General features: G+C 40.9%; 11 protein-coding genes and 1 rRNA gene. 7 read left to right on the forward strand and 5 right to left on the reverse strand.

Annotation, left to right across the window (positions count from 1 at the left end):
• The first annotated feature begins 6 nt into the window (after positions 1-6).
• Genes QMD82_02300 through QMD82_02310 form a run of 3 tightly spaced genes read left to right on the forward strand, consistent with a single transcriptional unit; the run spans position 7 to position 4218 of the window.
• Positions 7-870, forward strand: coding sequence for an AAA family ATPase (locus QMD82_02300; protein MDI6850754.1), 864 nt, complete (start codon positions 7-9; stop codon positions 868-870).
• Positions 867-3518 carry a UvrD-helicase domain-containing protein gene (locus QMD82_02305; GenBank protein ID MDI6850755.1) on the forward strand — a complete coding sequence of 884 codons (2652 nt, stop codon included), beginning with the start codon at positions 867-869 and terminating at the stop codon, positions 3516-3518. Before QMD82_02300 ends, QMD82_02305 begins: the two co-directional genes overlap by 4 nt.
• Position 3519: 1 nt before the next feature.
• Positions 3520-4218, forward strand: coding sequence for a rhomboid family intramembrane serine protease (locus tag QMD82_02310; GenBank protein ID MDI6850756.1), 699 nt, complete (start codon positions 3520-3522; stop codon positions 4216-4218).
• Here the strand turns inward: QMD82_02310 and dnaN are convergent.
• The 5 genes from dnaN to QMD82_02335 all read right to left on the reverse strand — a co-directional run bounded on the left by dnaN (position 4186) and on the right by QMD82_02335 (position 11696).
• Positions 4186-5277, reverse strand: a complete 1092-nt coding sequence (dnaN, locus tag QMD82_02315; GenBank protein MDI6850757.1) for a DNA polymerase III subunit beta — start codon at positions 5275-5277, stop codon at positions 4186-4188. The two genes, QMD82_02310 and dnaN, sit on opposite strands and share 33 nt — an antisense overlap.
• Before the next feature lie 132 nt (positions 5278-5409).
• Complete coding sequence (dnaA, locus tag QMD82_02320) at positions 5410-6756, reverse strand: chromosomal replication initiator protein DnaA (GenBank protein ID MDI6850758.1); 1347 nt, start codon at positions 6754-6756, stop codon at positions 5410-5412.
• 234 nt (positions 6757-6990) lie between these two features.
• A complete protein-coding gene (locus QMD82_02325; protein ID MDI6850759.1) occupies positions 6991-7362 on the reverse strand; it encodes a DUF1232 domain-containing protein in 372 nt (123 codons plus the stop codon).
• A gap of 1 nt (position 7363) precedes the next feature.
• Positions 7364-8692: a ComEC/Rec2 family competence protein gene (locus QMD82_02330; protein ID MDI6850760.1), complete on the reverse strand. Its 1329-nt coding sequence runs from the start codon at positions 8690-8692 to the stop codon at positions 7364-7366.
• Positions 8685-11696 carry a M14 family zinc carboxypeptidase gene (locus tag QMD82_02335; protein ID MDI6850761.1) on the reverse strand — a complete coding sequence of 1004 codons (3012 nt, stop codon included), beginning with the start codon at positions 11694-11696 and terminating at the stop codon, positions 8685-8687. Before QMD82_02335 ends, QMD82_02330 begins: the two co-directional genes overlap by 8 nt.
• Positions 11697-11825: 129 nt before the next feature.
• Between QMD82_02335 and QMD82_02340 the strand changes: the two genes are divergently transcribed.
• From QMD82_02340 to QMD82_02355, 4 genes are all read left to right on the forward strand, one after another.
• Positions 11826-13121 (forward strand): sigma 54-interacting transcriptional regulator, encoded by a 1296-nt coding sequence (locus QMD82_02340; protein ID MDI6850762.1) that lies wholly within the window; start codon positions 11826-11828, stop codon positions 13119-13121.
• 199 nt (positions 13122-13320) lie between these two features.
• The gene (locus QMD82_02345; protein MDI6850763.1) at positions 13321-15288 is read left to right on the forward strand and encodes a clostripain-related cysteine peptidase; all 1968 of its coding nucleotides are present in this window, start codon (positions 13321-13323) and stop codon (positions 15286-15288) included.
• 73 nt (positions 15289-15361) lie between these two features.
• Positions 15362-16729: a hypothetical protein gene (locus tag QMD82_02350; GenBank protein MDI6850764.1), complete on the forward strand. Its 1368-nt coding sequence runs from the start codon at positions 15362-15364 to the stop codon at positions 16727-16729.
• A 240-nt stretch (positions 16730-16969) separates the two neighbouring features.
• Positions 16970-17301, forward strand: a 16S ribosomal RNA gene (locus QMD82_02355); the annotation flags it as partial.

Here is a 17301-nt window from a genome sequence, read left to right on the forward strand (position 1 = left end):
GAAAAAATTTTAGAAGAGTTTGACGTAGTAATTGTAGAAGGAACCGGACACCCGGGTGTCGGTTCCTGTATTAACCTCTCCAATGCAGCTGTTGCCAGAATGCTTAACGCAAATACCCTTCTCGTTCTGGAAGGTGGAATAGGTAACACTATTGACAATTATAACCTTGCTAAATCGGTCTTTAAGAGTGCTGGCTGGCCTATAGATGCGGTTATTATTAACAAAGTGAGGAAAGAAAAATACGCTGAGGTAGATAGAACGCTGAAGAAATTTTTCCGAGGAGAGGATGTATATTACTTAGGAACGATTCCATTTGTGCAGGAACTCTCAATGCCCTCCCTAAGACTTATATGCGATACTATTGAAGGCGATATACTCCAAAGAGAGGATCTTTTAAAGGGAAAGGTGAGCAACCTTTTAATGGCAATAAACGAACCCCACATTTTCTTAGAGGAAATTGAAAAGAGCAAAGAGGAGAACCTGATTCTTACAACGGGAGACAGAGAAGACATCTTGATGGCCATTTACGCCATTTACAACCAAATGAAAACAAAAATTAAAGCCCTCATCGTCTCTTCCATACCTCCCCACGAAAGGATTATAAACCTTTACAAGGAACTACCTTTACCCATCGTATTCACCAGAAACAGCATATTTAAAACCGCGAGTCTAATTTCGGGTATAACTGTGAAGATAGACCCATACGAGAGTGAAAAAATCAAAACCCTACAGAGTCTCTTTGATGAATTCATTGAAGATAGCCAGCTCAAACGTTTTGTTAACCTTGCCACAAGAAAGGTAGAAAGGCGAGGCTTCAAGGAAAGCGTTGGTAAATTCTTCGGGTTCCTTAGGGACATTTTCAAAGGATGATAATTCCTGAAAGACTTGGAAAATACCGGATTATTGAATTTCTCGGTTCTGGTTCCTTTGGCTCTGTTTACTACGCCGAAGATACGCTATTAAAAAAACCCGTAGCAATCAAAGTTCAAACAGCAAGAGCAGAAAAAAGCAAAGAATTAATTGAAGAAGCAAGGACACTATTTGAGTTAAACCACGAGAACATAGTAAGATTTTTCAACATAGAAATCATTGATGACAAGATTGTCCTCGTAATGGAGCCGGTGCGTGGACAGACTCTCAGAGATGTAATCGAAGGGCAAGCACCCTTAAAGGTCGAAGATGCGTTAAATATGATAAAAGAAGTCCTTAAAGCGTTAGATTATGCCCACAATAAGGGTCTCGTTCATGGAGACATAAAACCAGAAAACATACTTATAAGCGAAGAAGGAAAAATCAAACTGGCCGACTTCGGCTTGGCAAGGATCCTTGGCAAAGGCGAACTCAAGCCCACTATCGCAGGCACCCCTTTTTATATGGCTCCAGAGGCGTGGAAAGGAGAAATCACAAGTTTTTCTGATATTTACAGTCTTGGTTGCATCCTATTCGAACTCCTTACAAAAAAGCCTCCATTTTATGCAGAAAATATAGAGGAGTTGAGAAATAAAGTCTTCAACGCCCGTATAGATAAGATACCTGGCGTCTCCTTCGAAGTTAACGGACTGGTTAAAAAAATGCTGAATAAAATTCCCGCAAAGAGACCTTCGGCAGGGCAAATCCTTTCGGAGATCGATAGGATTATGAAAAGTCCGGAGATAAATTTCTTTACCATTGAAAGCAAAAAGAAAGGAACATTCTTTGGAAATCTCACGGAAGAACAAATAGACTTCGTAAAGGATTCCAATGATGTGATCATTTTAAGAGGGGTTGTAGGTAGTGGAAAAACAACTTCCTTAGGTTATAAAGTAGTATATGAAATCAAAGTAAAACAGGAAGAGCCCCAAAAATTTCTCTTTCTAACCTTTACAGGAAAGGCTGTAAACCTTTTCCGAGCAATTCTCGAAAAACTACTGGAAGAAGAGGTTGCAAGGGAAACAACTGCGGTCACCTTTCATCAATTTGGCCAAATGGTATTGAGGTACGGAATCGAAAGATTGGGATTCTCCGAGGACTTTCGCGTGATTACAGACAAAGAAGCCCAAGATATTTTGAAAGCCTTTGTTGGCAATGCCGTTCAGGCAAAAGCCTATCTCAGGGAAATCAAACTGGCAAAGGCAAACCTTTTAACGCCAGATAAACTGGAGGCTTTGGCAGAATCAGATTGGATGCGAGAGGTCGCCTACTTTTACAAAAAATACCAGGAAGAACTTACAAGAATGAATTCCCTTGACTTTGAAGATTTAATTTTTAAAACCGTTTTTCTCCTCCAAACACACCCAGATATCAGAGGAGATGTACAGGAACGCTTCAGATTTATAATCGTCGACGAATTCCAAGACGTTAACAAAGCGCTCTATGAATTGATTTTACTATTAAAAGGTCCCAAAAACAAACTATGGGTCGCAGGAGATGAAACCCAATCTATCTACGGCTTCCGCGGTGCATCCCCAATATTCTTGAAAAACCTCGAATCAAAATACCCCGAAGCATCAAAACACTTCCTGTCAAAAAACTTCAGAACCGCGAGAAAAATCGTAGAGGCGGGATTAAACCTTTTAAGCCACAGCAGAGAAATCAGGCAGGTACAACCAACTACCTTTCTTATTGAGGAAGAGGGTAACGTTTCAATCTCTTATTTTGAAAATGAAATAAAGGAGGCTTATTACGTTGCTGAAAGGATCAAAGACCTCAAAGAAGAGGGTATCGATTACACAGATATGGCAATAATCTACCGCACAAACGACTATTCCAGAAGTATAGAAGATGCTCTTAAAAAATACGAGATACCTTATACCATCCTGGAAGGGGAAAGTTTTTACGATCTCCCCGAAATAAAGGTCGCTCTCGGGATAATAAATCACTGCTTAGGGAATTTTGAAGGCAAAAACATCGAATATCTTTTGAAATATTTTTTAAAAATACCTGCAAATATTGCAGCAAAGGCAATAAGAAAATATGAAGGCAGTGGGCGTGTGGATGTCTCAGGAAAAAGAGAAGAAATTTCAAGTGAGCTAAAAACACTAAATGCCTTCCTTTTGAAGTTAAAAAAAGAAATAGATGAGGAAACATCACCAAAAGAACCTTATGAAATTACTGAGGAAATAGTAAACTTTGGGCAAAGTCAGGGATGGTTTTCTTCAAAATCCATAGAAATTTTGCAGGAATTCTTGACTTCGCTTCACGAGACGGGAATAAAAAATCCAAAAGATGTCTTCAACTATGTTTCTTTGATGCGAGAGGTGGGAATATCCACTACAAGACATTTCGGAGTGCTTTTGCTCACTGCCCACAAGGCAAAAGGCCTCGAATTCAACACAGTCTTCCTGGTTGGCCTCGTTGAAGGACTTTTCCCACTCGGAAAGAAAATCCTGAAAAGAGAACATTTGGAAGAGGAAAGAAGGCTTTTGTACGTAGCATTGACAAGGGCGCAGAAGAACCTTTTTCTGACTTATCCTTTATACTATAGAAATGAGAAAAAGGAACCTTCTAGATTTATTCTTGAACTTATGAAAAGGAGATAAAATGATACCCCTTAAAGACCTTAACCCATCCAGGAGATTTCCGATACTGAATTTTATTTTGATTTTCGTTAACGTTATCGTTTTCTTTTATGAACTTTCCCTGGGAAGGGGAATTGTTAAATTTTTTTACGAATTCGGTTTTGTTCCCTATAACTTTACCTTATACTTAACTGGCAGGACTGATACCCCCTATATTACGCCGATTTTCACATCTATGTTTCTCCATGGTGGGTGGGCCCACATTATCGGAAATATGCTCTACCTTTACGTATTTGGAGATAACATTGAGGATACTCTCGGGAAAGTGGGATATCTCCTCCTATACACCCTGTCAGGAATCTCTGCAATCTTTGCTCAGTACATTATCTCGCCTCTTTCAAGAATTCCGATGATTGGTGCCTCTGGTGCGATTTCAGGAGTTCTTGGGGCATATTTAGTGTTTTTCCCACAGGCGAAGATTATCTCTTTGGTACCTGATCCCTTTACTTTTGGCCTCTTTTTTAGAATAGTTCCGATCAGCGCATTTTACTATCTCTTCATATGGTTTTTACTTCAGTTAATGCAGGGTGTGGCAACACTTCCCTTCGCCGGAAAGATCGGTGGAACCGCCTTCTGGGCCCACATAGGAGGCTTTATCTTTGGTGTAGTTTACGCCATTATATACCGCTCATTCAAGACTTACAGGCATAAGAAGGTATAAGAGTCTAAATTCTGATTGATCAGCAGGGCTGATCTTGCAAGCCATCTTCGGTCCATAGAAATTAAATACCACTTCGTCCCCAGGAATATGTCGAACGACTTCATGTAGAAATTTCACATTGAATCCTATCCTGAGATCCTCTCCTTTGTAATCTCCCGAGAGGAATTCCTTAGCCTTCCCACTCTCTGAGATACCGCTTAGATAGGAGCCATTAGAGGTTAAGTTCCATTCAACAACGGGGCTCCCAGAAGCTACGATTTCCTGGATCCTCTTAAGACTACCTTCCATTTCTTTTACGGAAGTTCGAAACGTAAATCCCTCTTCCTTAGGTATTACGTCCCTATAAGGCGCATATGGTCCTTCTATAACTCTCGTCACGAGCTTCGATCTCTTGAAAGTAAAGGAAAAGAGTCCTTTATCATGTGACAGGACTACCTCTTCTTCGTCTGTATTTTCAATAAAATCAAACACGTCTTTACTCAGAATTGCCTCGAACTTCGCTTCACTTGGTTCTACTTTTCTAACATAAAGACCAAGTTTGTGTGCATCCGACGCCACCATCCTCAATTCACCTTCGTCAACTTCAACTAAAATACCGTTCAAAAAAGGCCTTGGATCGTCCTTTGCCGCACAAAAACTAACGAAGGAATATCCCGTCAGAAGAGTGTCGGTGCTTACGGTGACACTCTTCTGCTCAACGAATTCCTTCATTCTTGGAAACTCTTCCGGCGGCAGGCTCGGAAAAGTGTACTCACTTTTGTCCCATTTAATTGAAGACACTCTGTCTGCATAAGCTATTTTTACAACGGGAACATCAAGGGTAGAGAGAATTCTCAATATAGATCTTCCAGGAACAGTAAAAGATGCGTTTTCCACACTTTCCACAGGTAGGTATCCCTTTATGGAAAAATCCATATTAGACGCATAAAGAAAGAGTTTACCATCCTTAACTTCAAAAAGGATATTACTCAAAATCGGGAGAGAAGCCCTTGAAGGTATCGCCGTAGAAACTTGTTGAATTAACTTGCGCAGATTTTCTTTATCCACAGCAATCTCCATAACTACCTCCTATTTTTAAAATCTTTTTTAAATATAAGTAACATTAGTAGCCACACCACAGAGCTGTGCAAAATTATAAAACCTCCTACTCTAATAATAAAAATGGTTGTGGAAAAGGGTGTGGAAAACATGTTAAATCAGCTTAAGTTTTCTGTTTATTTCACTGAGTAAAACTTCGATTTGTGGATCGTCTTTCATTTGCTCTATTTTTTGAATGCTGTGGAGAACAGTAGTGTGATCCTTTCCCCCAAAGTAACTACCAATTGCGCTCAGGGACAAGCCAATAATATTTCTTGCTACATACATAGCAATCTGCCTCGCAAGAACTACTTCTTTTTTTCTCGTTCTTGATTTCAGGTCGTAAGGTGTTAACTTGAATTCTTGGGCGACTACCCGCAATACCTCTTGCATGGTTACGTTTGGTGTTGGTTTTATGAAATTTGCAAGCAGTTCCTTAGCCTTATCCAGCGATACGAGGCTTTTTGTCAATGACATGTAGGCTTTCAATATTTTTATCGCCCCTTCAATGGACCTCACATTGTCCCTTATATTCTCAGCAATGAAGATTATAACATCTTCTGGTAAAAAGGTTTTTTCCTCCTCCAGTTTTTTCTTAGTGATGGCCACCCTCGTTTCGAAATCGGGTCTTCCTATCTCTGTTACCAATCCCCATTGAAAGCGAGAAACCAGTCTCTCCTCCAGTGCATAGATTTGCTGAGGAGACCTATCGGATGTCATTACTATTTGTTTCTGTTTTTCAAAGAGGTAGTTGAAGGTGTGAAACAATTCTTCCTGTAAGATGTTTTTATCCTGCAGAAATTGTATGTCATCAATAAGGAGGATATCAACGTTTCTATACTTTTCGCGAAATTCTTTCATCCTTTTCCGCTGAAGAGAGTCAATAAGATCATTCATCAGGTCTTCGCACCTTATCAAAGCAGCCCGAATCTTTGAACCTTTTGAGTATATGTAATTTCCTATTGCATTGAGAAGATGGGTCTTTCCGAGTCCAACTCCACCGTATATGAAAAGGGGGTTATATTCCTTTCCTGGATTTTGTGCAACCCTTGTAGCGGCATGGTAAGCCATCTCATTGGACTTTCCGACAATGAAGGTGTCAAAAGTGAAACGTGGGTTCAGAGGGTAGCGTGGAGAAAACATATCCCTTCTGGTGGGAGAAATCTTTTCTTCGGTGTCCTCTATTTCTCGGGCTTTTGGAGTAAAAATTACGGAAAAATTTTTCCCAAGCTCCTTCAGAATGTCATTGATAACTTTACGGTAGTTGGACTCTATCCACTCAATCCAGAAACTGTTTGGTGCCTCTACAATAAGCCTGTCTCCTGTAAACCCGACACCAGCGGTTTTTACGAACCAGGTATTATAGGAACTTTCAGGTAGTCGGGTTCTTAATATTTCAAGAATATCAGACCATATCTCTTTTGCTTTACCCTCATTCTCTCTAACCGAAATATTCTCCATACACTACTCCTTTTCACAAATATTCTAAATTTAAGTAATTATATCAGAGCAACTTATAAAGTTTTCCACAACCCCTGTGTGGATTTTTTGTAGATAACTTTGCAAATTGTTGATATATGGAAGGTTATGTAAGTCCTTGTTGTCCAATGACTTATGAGGAAGTAATCCTTTCATCCTAATGTGAATATAAGGGGTCGGTTTCAAATGGTCAAGTGCCTTCATTTTTCCCGTTTTTTAATGGTTTTTCCATTGTTTATATTTCTCAAGATCATCTTTCACTGATGCCACAACAAAACCAAGAACCGCAAGATCGTCGAGCATTCCAAGGGGTAAGGAAAGGTCCGGAATGAGGTCGAGGGGGTTAAGGAGGTAAAGGAGTGCAAAAACAGTTAAAGTTATAGTTCTCCACGGTACAACTTTGTACTCGTCTTTCCAGTAGTCTTTAATTAGAGATAATAAAAGGCTTAGGTCTTCTTTAAGGTCTTTTTGAATCTTTCCTTCCAGCTCTTTAAATCGGTTTTTAATTGATTCTTCATTCTTTACCACTTTTTCTACGTCTTCTTTTCTTACTTTCTCGCTTCCTTTCTTTATTAAGTCTTCAACCATACTAATCCCCCTTCTGCCTTAACTTGATGCGAACATATGCGATTAGGATAATGTAAAGAAGGGAAAATAGCAAAAAGTGAGTGGGAGAACCAATTTTTAAACTGCTGCCAGGTAGTTGGCTTAAATACCCCAAAGTATACAGCATGAAACGCGATAAAAACAAGGCGCAATTTCTGAATGGTATCCAGACAGGCAGTCCGATTATGTGAAAAAGGATAGCGAAGAAGGATTCAAAAATTAATAAAAAGGTTATAGGAACGAGAATAAAATTGGAGATTATAGAGAGGAAGGAAACTCTTTTGAAGAAAACAGATTGGATGGGTAAGGTAAAAAGAAGAGGCACAAGAACTGAAATAAGGTAACTCTCAATCTTCCCTCCCCATTTTTTCCTTTCTATTTTGATGGGAAAAACTTCCGAAAGGAAAAGATAACCGAGGATAGCTAAGTAGGACATCAGAAAAGAGGGGTCCCTAAGCCATGAAGGTTTGAAAAATATGGAGAAGGAAAAGGTGATGCCCCAGATGTTCAGCGCCCTTACCTTTCTGCCAAACAGATGGCTCAGATTGAGAAGGATAAGGAACCAGAAGGCTCTTAGACAGGGAGCCAAGGGACCAAGGGAAAAGGCGTAAAATCCTCCAAGGATAGAGGCCAAAAGTTTTGATATTAAGTCACTGCGGAAGATAAACATGAAGATGGTACTAAGTAATAGGAAAAGGAAGCCAATATGGAGTCCCGAAATAGCTAATAGATGTGCAACACCCGCTTTTCTGAACTTCTCAACGGTTTCTCTGTTTAGACCCTTTCTATCTCCTATTAATAATGCCTTTATAAGGATACTCTCTTCATATAAACCAAAAGTCTGCAAAAGGTGAAAATTAAAACGATTGTGAATATTATCAAAAAGGTTTTTGCTTTCCCCTACGACTTCAACTTGGTTAGGGATAAGCATGTTAATGTCTTTTTTGTAAACACCTTTTAATTTCAGAAGTGCACCCTGTTTGAATCCTGGCATTGAGGATCTCAGCTCAATGTGAGTTCCATTCAGTCTTAGTACCCCTTCGTTGTATATCCTGAAATCAGAGTTTATCTGGGTGTTGTCCAGTTCTGCCAGCATTTTTTGGGTTTTATTAAGAGGCAATCCCCTTAGAAATCCGATTACAGAAAAAAGTGCGAGAATTAAAAAATCGGGATTCCTTAAAAATGTTGAAAGTAGCAAAGAAAGGGACAAAAAGGCAATAAATAATGCGATATAAGGGGAAAATAGCATCCCCAGCCCCATGGCCACTGCTATGTAAAACCATGGGGCTTGGGATGGTTTTACACTACTCAATTTTTATGATTCTATAGGAATTTGAGTAATTTTCCTTGCCAGAGTCTATCTTGACTATGTAAACTCCCGACCGCAGTGAGGAAAGGTTTAATGTTAATTTTTGTTCGCCGGGTTTAAACATTTCTTGATACACAACCCTCCCTGTGGGATCATAGATTGTTACATTTCCGCCTGATGTGAAGTTTATTGCCTCTAAGTATAGGACATTCCTCGTAATGTTGTTTTTCAAGAAGACTGTAGGCCTTACCGCCTCTTCTATAGGGGTTATTTCTGGACTGTCAGTGGTGAATTTGATGAACTGGCTGGAAGCTAAAGGAGCGATGGAAGGATCATATTCACCGTTGAAATAGCACAATAGGCCAGTTGCGTGATTGGGTGATTCAATTCCTACCGTTGCATTTAGGTTCTGAGGTATGGTGTTGTAAAGGAAAATTATCTCACCGTCGCCAGTCTGGGTTTGATAGTAAGAGGGGTCTCTTAAAATGACCTCAAAGGTTGCTCTATCAGCCTGCCCCCATATTTTAACATCTTTCCACATGATAATAAATTCATGGACCTGTGGGTCGTAATAATAATAAATATCTCCGTTTGATGAAGGATCAAGATCAGGAAAGAAGGGTGCAATCGTTGCAGGAGGGTTGTTAGGATCGGGAATGGGTCTGTTTTCGTAAGCATTATTGCTTGTAGATCCCATTGCTATCCATCCGTTGGTGCACACTGATACCATGCTGTAATCCATACCATAGTATTTGAAAGTAAAGGGAAGGGTTAGCTGAGTGGTGGCGTCGTCCGAGTTGGTAATCTGAGAGATAATGGTTCCATAAGATGATACATCACGAAAAGTTAAATTTTCAAACTCACTATAAACGCTGTCCATAATGTCATATGCGTAGTACCCGTAGTCGTCTGGTCCAAGATAGACGTAAACGGTTCGTTCGTTTATTTTTAGGGGCAGATCGTAGGAAAAGGTTTGGTTATCGGCGTTAAGATGAATTGTCACGTTAAAGGAGTAGTCGTAGGGTAAGTTTGTTGTGGTGTTAAAGGTGAGATGAGTAGGTATTGTTGCATTTGGTGCAACATTTGTCAGAATTACGCTGTCTTCTATAAAGCTTACGTAAGAATCTTGTAGCTCTGGTTTGATGATTAAATTAACAACGGTGCTGGGGGAGTTGTTTTTAAGGGTTATATTAAGTTTTCCTACTTCTCCCGGGTTTACAATACCGTTACCATTGCCGGTCAGCTCCGTTACGTTATAAGAAAGGATGGCAATTTCCGGTAGGGTTTTTACTACAATGGCATCAAGGTCGTAACCGCACTTTTTGACGCTTGTGGAACCGTCGCCATCATCAACTATTTTCAAATATCTGAAAGAGTTTCCACCGGCGTATATAACTGCGTTGCCGTAATGGATGTTTCCAATCTGAGTCCATGGGCCGTAAGGTGATTCTGAATAGTAGATTTTGAAACCTTCGTTGGGGGTGTTATCTGTACCCTCATAAACGTATAGTGTGTCCGCTTTTATGCTCTTACCCAGGTCAAAAATGGCGTATCCACTATCTCCCAGGCTATAGTAACTCCCGTCGGGTTCGCCAAGGGCGTAGTGGGTCATAAAAGTGTCGGTTGTTATTACACTATTATCGGCGCTTATGTAAATAACTTCCGGTTTGAAAAGGGAAATTTTGCCGTCGTTTCTTGGCTTAAGTTCCACATTTACCCAAGTCAAAGTATCCTGCTGGACGGAGATTCCTGAAACAGTTTTCGTCACATAACCTGGAGCTTCTACTTTTATGGAGTAAGTTCCTGGCAAAAGGGGCCTTATAAAGTTTCCTGTATATTGGTCCGTCCAGATGGGCCAGTCGACGGGATAAATTGTAATTCTTGCCTGTTTTATTGTATCACCACTTAGTGAATCAATGACAATCCCGCCAATCCCCTGTCCCATTTTGCGCACAAAGAGGTTCATTGCAGGCTTATTGTTGTTAAAGATAGGATCTATCTGGCTGGGATCAGGAATATATTCATCGGAAAGCTCAATGGTCCAGTCAATATCACCGTTTATTCCATAAGAATAGTCGTTAAGGTCTCCCAAGGTCTGGTACCAGTCATACCCTTCGGTAATGGGGTATCCTGTTAGATTTCCATACTGCGTGGAGTAATTTTCAACCATTCCGTTAAATCTGTCGTCAGCGCATCTTATAGGAGTATAGTTCCATATGTAGTTGACATAGGTTGCCCCCGAGTGGAAAGAGATGCTAAGGTTGAAGTTTCTTGCTTTTGAAAACTCGTGCACCGCTCTTGTCTCGGGTTGGTCGTATGGTGAGCTACCACTGTAGTTTTTTATATAGCCGAAGTTTCTGTTGAGGTCGACTCCATTGGCGTTGTACCTTGACTGATTTACATGTCCATCAGGGTTCAAAATGGGGATTATGTATATCTCCCGATTGTTAACGAGGCTTAGAACGGTATTGTCAGAAGCATAATTTTCAAGTAGGTACTTAGCGTAAAGGAAGGAAACTTCAGCACCGATCCATTCGTTCCCGTGAATTGCACCTACAATTCTGGACTTAGGCTCTATTTCGTTAACCTGTGGATTGTCAGAGATTTTAAGACAAAGAATGGGCCTTCCAAGGGTGCTGAATCCTATGGTATCAAGCTTCGCTATACTGGAATAGGTACTTGCAAGGTTTTCGAGTTCCGTTTTCATTTGGTCAAAGGTGTGGTATTGGGATTTTCCCGTATAGTATAGTTTTTTCTTAAGCGTGAGGTCTTCAATTATTGTATATGGAAGATTGAGGGATTCTATCCTTTCCATTTCTTCGTCTTCAATTAGGATAGCGATACCTTTTTCTGTCGGCCTTACGAACTCAGCGGTTTTGAAGTTTTTCTCCAGCCCTCTCCACTCCTCCTTGGATATAGGTAGCTCTACCACCTTCTCAGCGTGGATCAGAGCTGGAAGAACCAGCATTAGGCCAGCAATACACATATTTTTTATTGTGTCACACATTTTGTAAACTCCTTTTGTATAATTATAAAACAAGAGGAGTGTTAGATTAAGCTTTTAGTTGTGCGAAATTTTTTTCCGAAGCGGGTACCCCTTGAATAAAAACTGGATTGATTTTATCATTTTAGCGCTATGAGAGAAGTTGAAGTAAGTTATAGTATTTTTATTTTAAACAAGTTTCTGGAGCAGTTGCTCCCTCCCATCCCATTGGAAGTTGCGTTGGATCAAGCCTTTCTTGAAAAAGTGAAAGACAAACTCGACCCTCTCCTCATCCGTTCGGGCCTTAGTAATTTAATCAGAGAATTTTCCTTATGCGAAAGAAATCAGAATGAAGCGGTAGGCGCCCTTTCTTTCGGTAGTGGAATAGTCAATTTTAGAGTACCGGTTGCAAACTCTAACAAATATTTGAGAGTCGATTTTGAGTGCGACCCCTCAGACCTTCCCAATCTTTCCATCCTTTCCATTTCTCTGACTTTAGCTTTAAAGGAGGTTCATAAGGAGGTAGAAAAATTGAAGGAAGGCGGGATCGTAGGAATACCCGAAGACATCGTTATGAAAATTAAAAAAGCGGCGGCATCAAATCTACCTTGTCTTATTTTAGGAGAGACTGGTGTGGGTAAAGAGGTTGTTGCGGAGCTCATTCACAGGTGGTCAGGCCGCAGGGGCCCCTTTGTTGTGGTTAACTGTGGAGCAATACCCCATGGACTCTTTGAGAATGAACTTTTTGGGCATGAACCTAACTCCTTCACGGGTTCATCCAAAACGGGGCTAAAAGGTAAAATAGAAATAGCCGACGGAGGTACCCTTTTTCTTGACGAAATTGGTGAAATTTCACTATACTCCCAGGCAAAACTTTTGCGGGTAATAGAGAGGGGCGAGTTCTGGAAGCTTGGTGCTATGAAACCCACAAGGGTTGATGTTAGGTTTATCGCTGCAACCAACAGACCTCTTAGAGAATTTGTTAATGTGGGCAGATTTAGGAAGGATCTTTACTTTAGATTGAAAGGAATGGAGATTGTAATTCCCCCCTTAAGAGAGAGAAGGGAATTGATAGAGGCCCTCGTCAACAGTTTTCTCCGAGAGTTTTCCGGAGGCAGGGTCTATTTCACCGGCGATGCGATTGGAATTTTGAGGGCATATCATTGGCCAGGAAATGTAAGAGAACTCAAATACCTTGTCCAATACGTAGTGGATGAGATTAAAGAAGGACCTGTTTCTGCAACCAAAGTTAAGTCCATCTTGGGAATGGAAAGGTCCGTATGTCCTTATGAAGAGGCCAAGAGGCAATTTGACAGAAGTTACATTTTAAGTGCGCTGGAATTAAATGCAGGGAATATAACGAAAACTGCCCAGCAGTTGGGTATGTCGAGGCGCTGGCTTCAGTTGAAAATGAACGAACTTGGTCTTAAGAATCAAAGGGAATTTTAAGGAGACATAGGTGTCAAAAATCTTGACACGCTGTCTTCTTTGATTTAAGCCAGTTTTGGCCATTAGTGGTTTTTAACTGTTAAGTTTTTTGACACCTTCTCTACCCCCATTACTTTGAAAATTGCCTTCCTATCGAGGTTTCAAGCATCGGAAGATTTTGGCACAAAATTCGCAGTATTTATACCAAAAGGGGGTTAAAATGGTCAAAAGGATTGCTGTGGTACTTGGGATCTTGATAGCGACGGCCCTGATGGCCCAAACCACTATAATTTCCGATAATATGACCAACTTCCCAACGGGGTGGAGCACTTATTCAAGTTCTTCATCTCACCAGTGGACGAAGGTCTCATCAAACTATAATTCGGCCTCCTATTCAGCAAAAAATACGAAGTACGCTAGATATGGAAATAGTGTGGATGAGTATTTCTATCGCACCATCAATCTTTCAGGTTACACCTCTGCAACACTAACCTTTTACTATTGGATGGATACCGAAGCTAATTACGATTTCTTTGAAGTCTGGTATTATACGGGTTCATGGAATCGTGCGTGGTACAAAAGCGGAAGGTACAGATATTGGCAGAAAGCCAGTGTCAGCATCCCTACCAATGCCACATATATTCTTTTTAGATTCCTTTCTGATGGGAGTGTAACTGATACAGGGGTCTATGTTGACGATATTGTTTTGACCGCCACTTCAGATGGTGGAAGTGGTGGTGACGACGGTGGAACAACCCCCACCACCAAAGAGTGGACCATCATGGTTTACATGAATGGTGACAACGACCTTGAGACTTACGCCATTAAAGATTTAAACGAAATGGAATACGGTGGCGGTTCAAATTCCTACAGGAATGTTGTTGTCCAGGTTGACAGAATTTCTGGCTATGACACTTCTAATGGCAACTGGACAACCTGCAGAAGATACTATGTTACCAATGACGCCAGTAACTCTTCCACTATAGTTTCCACCCTCATTCAGGACATTGGCGAAGTAAACATGGGTGATCCTAACACCTTAGCGACTTTCGCGAAGTGGGCAATTCAGAATTACCCAGCCAAAAAGTACTTCTTAATTCTTTGGGATCATGGTGATGGATGGTACAAGGGTGAGGACGAGTCGCCTATTTTCAAAGGTGTTAGTGTTGACATGTCTTCATCCAATGCTCAGATAAATGTGTATAATGGCGAGCTTGCTAACGCCTTATCCTCGATAAAGAGCTATCTTGGAAGGAATATTGACATTGTTGGTTTTGATGCCTGCCTTATGGGTATGCTTGAAGTAATGGATATTGTTAGAAATTACGCTAATTATTTTGTCGGTTCAGAGGAAACAGAGGCTGCGGATGGCTGGTATTACACGGGCTTCCTTAGCACAATGAACAGCAATCCCACTATTTCCCCTGCTGACCTCGCCAAGGCAGTAGTTAACTCGGCCACAGGTCTTTCTACCCTTGCATCCGTTGATCTTTCTAAGGTAGGAACATTGGTCTCCTACCTCAATACTTTCGCTCAAGAACTCATCAACGCAAGAAATGCTGGTTATGGCAGTGCAATAAATACAGCTAGAACAAATGCAAAAAGCTTCTATATTAGTGATCACAAAGATCTTTACATGTTTGCAAACAATATCTACAGCAACACGAGCCTACCTTCTACGCTTAGAAATGCTGCTTACAATGTGATGAGTGCCATTACTAATGCTGTGATGAATTACAAGAACTCTTCAACCTATTCTTCCTGCCGTGGTGTTGCAATTTATTACCCTGCATCTTCTTCCAGCTACAACACCAATTACAATTATCTGCCTATTGCTTCTTCAACTAAGTGGGATGACTTTATTAAAGGTGCTACTGCGGTTTCACCTGAACCTGACGACAACGATGTCACTCAGGAGAGGATTAGTGGCGTCACATTCTTTGAGGTTGTTTCCAATGTGGCTTCTGGTCCTGTTTACTTCAAATACGCCATATCTAAACCTACAAGGGTGTCTCTAAAAGTATACAACTCTCTTGGTCAGCTTGTTAATGTCGTTGTCTCTGATTATCAGGAACCCGGCGAGTACAAGGTGAAAGTTGATTCCGGACTCGAGAGAGGCGGAGTCTACTACTACCAGTTCTCCACTGATAGTGAAACAAGATCTGGGAAGTTCATTGTGACAAAATAATGATTTGGAGAAGGAGAAGTCTAACGGGCCCCTTTTGGGGCCCGTTTTTTTTGAAAATAAGAGGAGGTCTTTTATGAGGGCTTTAAAAATTATCTTTCCATCGTTACTCCTTTTAATATTATTCTTATCCTCTTGCCAAAAAGTTGATGTAGTTGAGACACCTTCGGGTGATAAACCTGAGACCGCCACTATATTTGACGAAGGCGAAGTAATCGTTAAAGTCCCCGTAGATATTAAAAAGGAGCTGATTAAAGTTGAAAAGCAAGATAAAAACATAATTAATCTAAAATTTGTGAACGGTTTAAGAGTTTCGCCAGCATACAATATTGTTCTTCCAATGTATGTTTATGAGAAGTTAAAGAAATACAACGACATCGAGGTCGGAATTAGGGTCAAGGATTTTGTAGATGGATACGACTTTTTTTACGTTATCTTTAACGGGAATTACGAACACCCATGGATTGGAAAGGCGATTAAGAATGAGAAAGGGGACTTCATTTTCTTTAGGATCAGCGGAATGCTTCTTAAAGAGTACTTCAAGAATCAGAAGTTAGATAAGCTCATGCTGGAATTTAGTCTTGTTAGAAACCCCGATTATCAGAAAAAGGCCTTTGAGAGCAAATTTTACCTTTTGAAATATCAGAATGGGTTTTTCACAATGACTCAAAGTGTTACACCTCCTCCCCCGGGGCAAAGGCCTGTGATTATCATTCACGGCTGGCAACTTCCTTCTTGGAGTGAGGATTATGCATCTTATGTGAAGGGTGTTTCTCAGGAGATTGTAAAATATCTTACTTCCTTGGGACTTGAAGGCAAATACGAGTTTTATGGCTTCGCCTACGATCCCGATTATGATATTTACAATTATTCTGCGCCCGCTCTTGCTCAATACATTTCCCGTTTCTTTGGCTCATCTGATTCGTTAATTTTGATAGCCCATTCGATGGGAGGAATAGTTGCACGAGTTTATGATAAATATTACCGAATAAAACCGGTAAAAAACATTATCACCCTTGGGACTCCACATCACGGTACTCCCTTTGCCAACCTAATCTTTGGTGGATATGTGGTCCCCTTCGTGGTGCCAATAAATCCCTGGCTAAGGTGGGATAATCTCTACTGGACTTGGGCCATGTATCTACATTTTTACCTCTTCGACGGAAATCCTTACCTTGATGCCCTTAATTATAGATATCCTGACTGGTCAAAACTGCATACCTTCTCAGGCTATTCCCTTACCTCTTCCCATCCTTTCTACTATGTTACCGGCGACGATTTGTTAAGATTTATGGGGTTTGGTGATAACGATGGACTTATTCCTCTCTCCTCTGCAAGAGCAAATAATTACTCACCTATTAGATGGTATTTCTATGACACTGATCATTCTGAATTGACCTCAAAGTCAGCAGTTCTTAATGCAATCTTTAACGTTTTGAAATAGTCAATAGGACGGTGCAATGTTATCGGGGCGGGTAATTCCGCCCCTTTTTATTTACGACACTTTTAAAATAGTTATTTAAAATGTTCAAAGTGCTTAAAGCACGATTATTTCGTTTTTTGTAAACACACCATTTGAAGTTTGACATTTCAACCCTAACATAATATAATATTTGAGCTTTCAAACGTTCTTTGAAAATAGGGCAAGAAGGTTGGGTGGTTAGCGAGCAAGTGATCAAATCTTCCTATGGAGGGTTTGATCCTGGCTCAGGGCTAACGCTGGCGGCGTGTCTTAGCCATGCAAGTCGAGCGGGCCTGTGGGTTTACCTACAGGTCAGCGGCGGACGGCGGAGTAACACGTAGCTAACCTACCCCCTGGACGGGGATAACCACTCGAAAGGGTGGCTAATACCCGATGGAGTCCCTATCTGAGATGGTAGGGATGAAAGGTGGGCCTCTGCGGAAGCAAGCTCATGCCGGGGGAGGGGGCTGCGGCCTATCAGGTAGTTGGTGGGGTAATGGCCCACCAAGCCTATGACGGGTAGCCGGCCTGAGAGGGTGACCGGCCCGAGGGGC

This window comes from bacterium (assembly GCA_030019025.1).
GTDB lineage: Bacteria > Hydrothermota > Hydrothermia > UBA1063 > UBA1063 > UBA1063.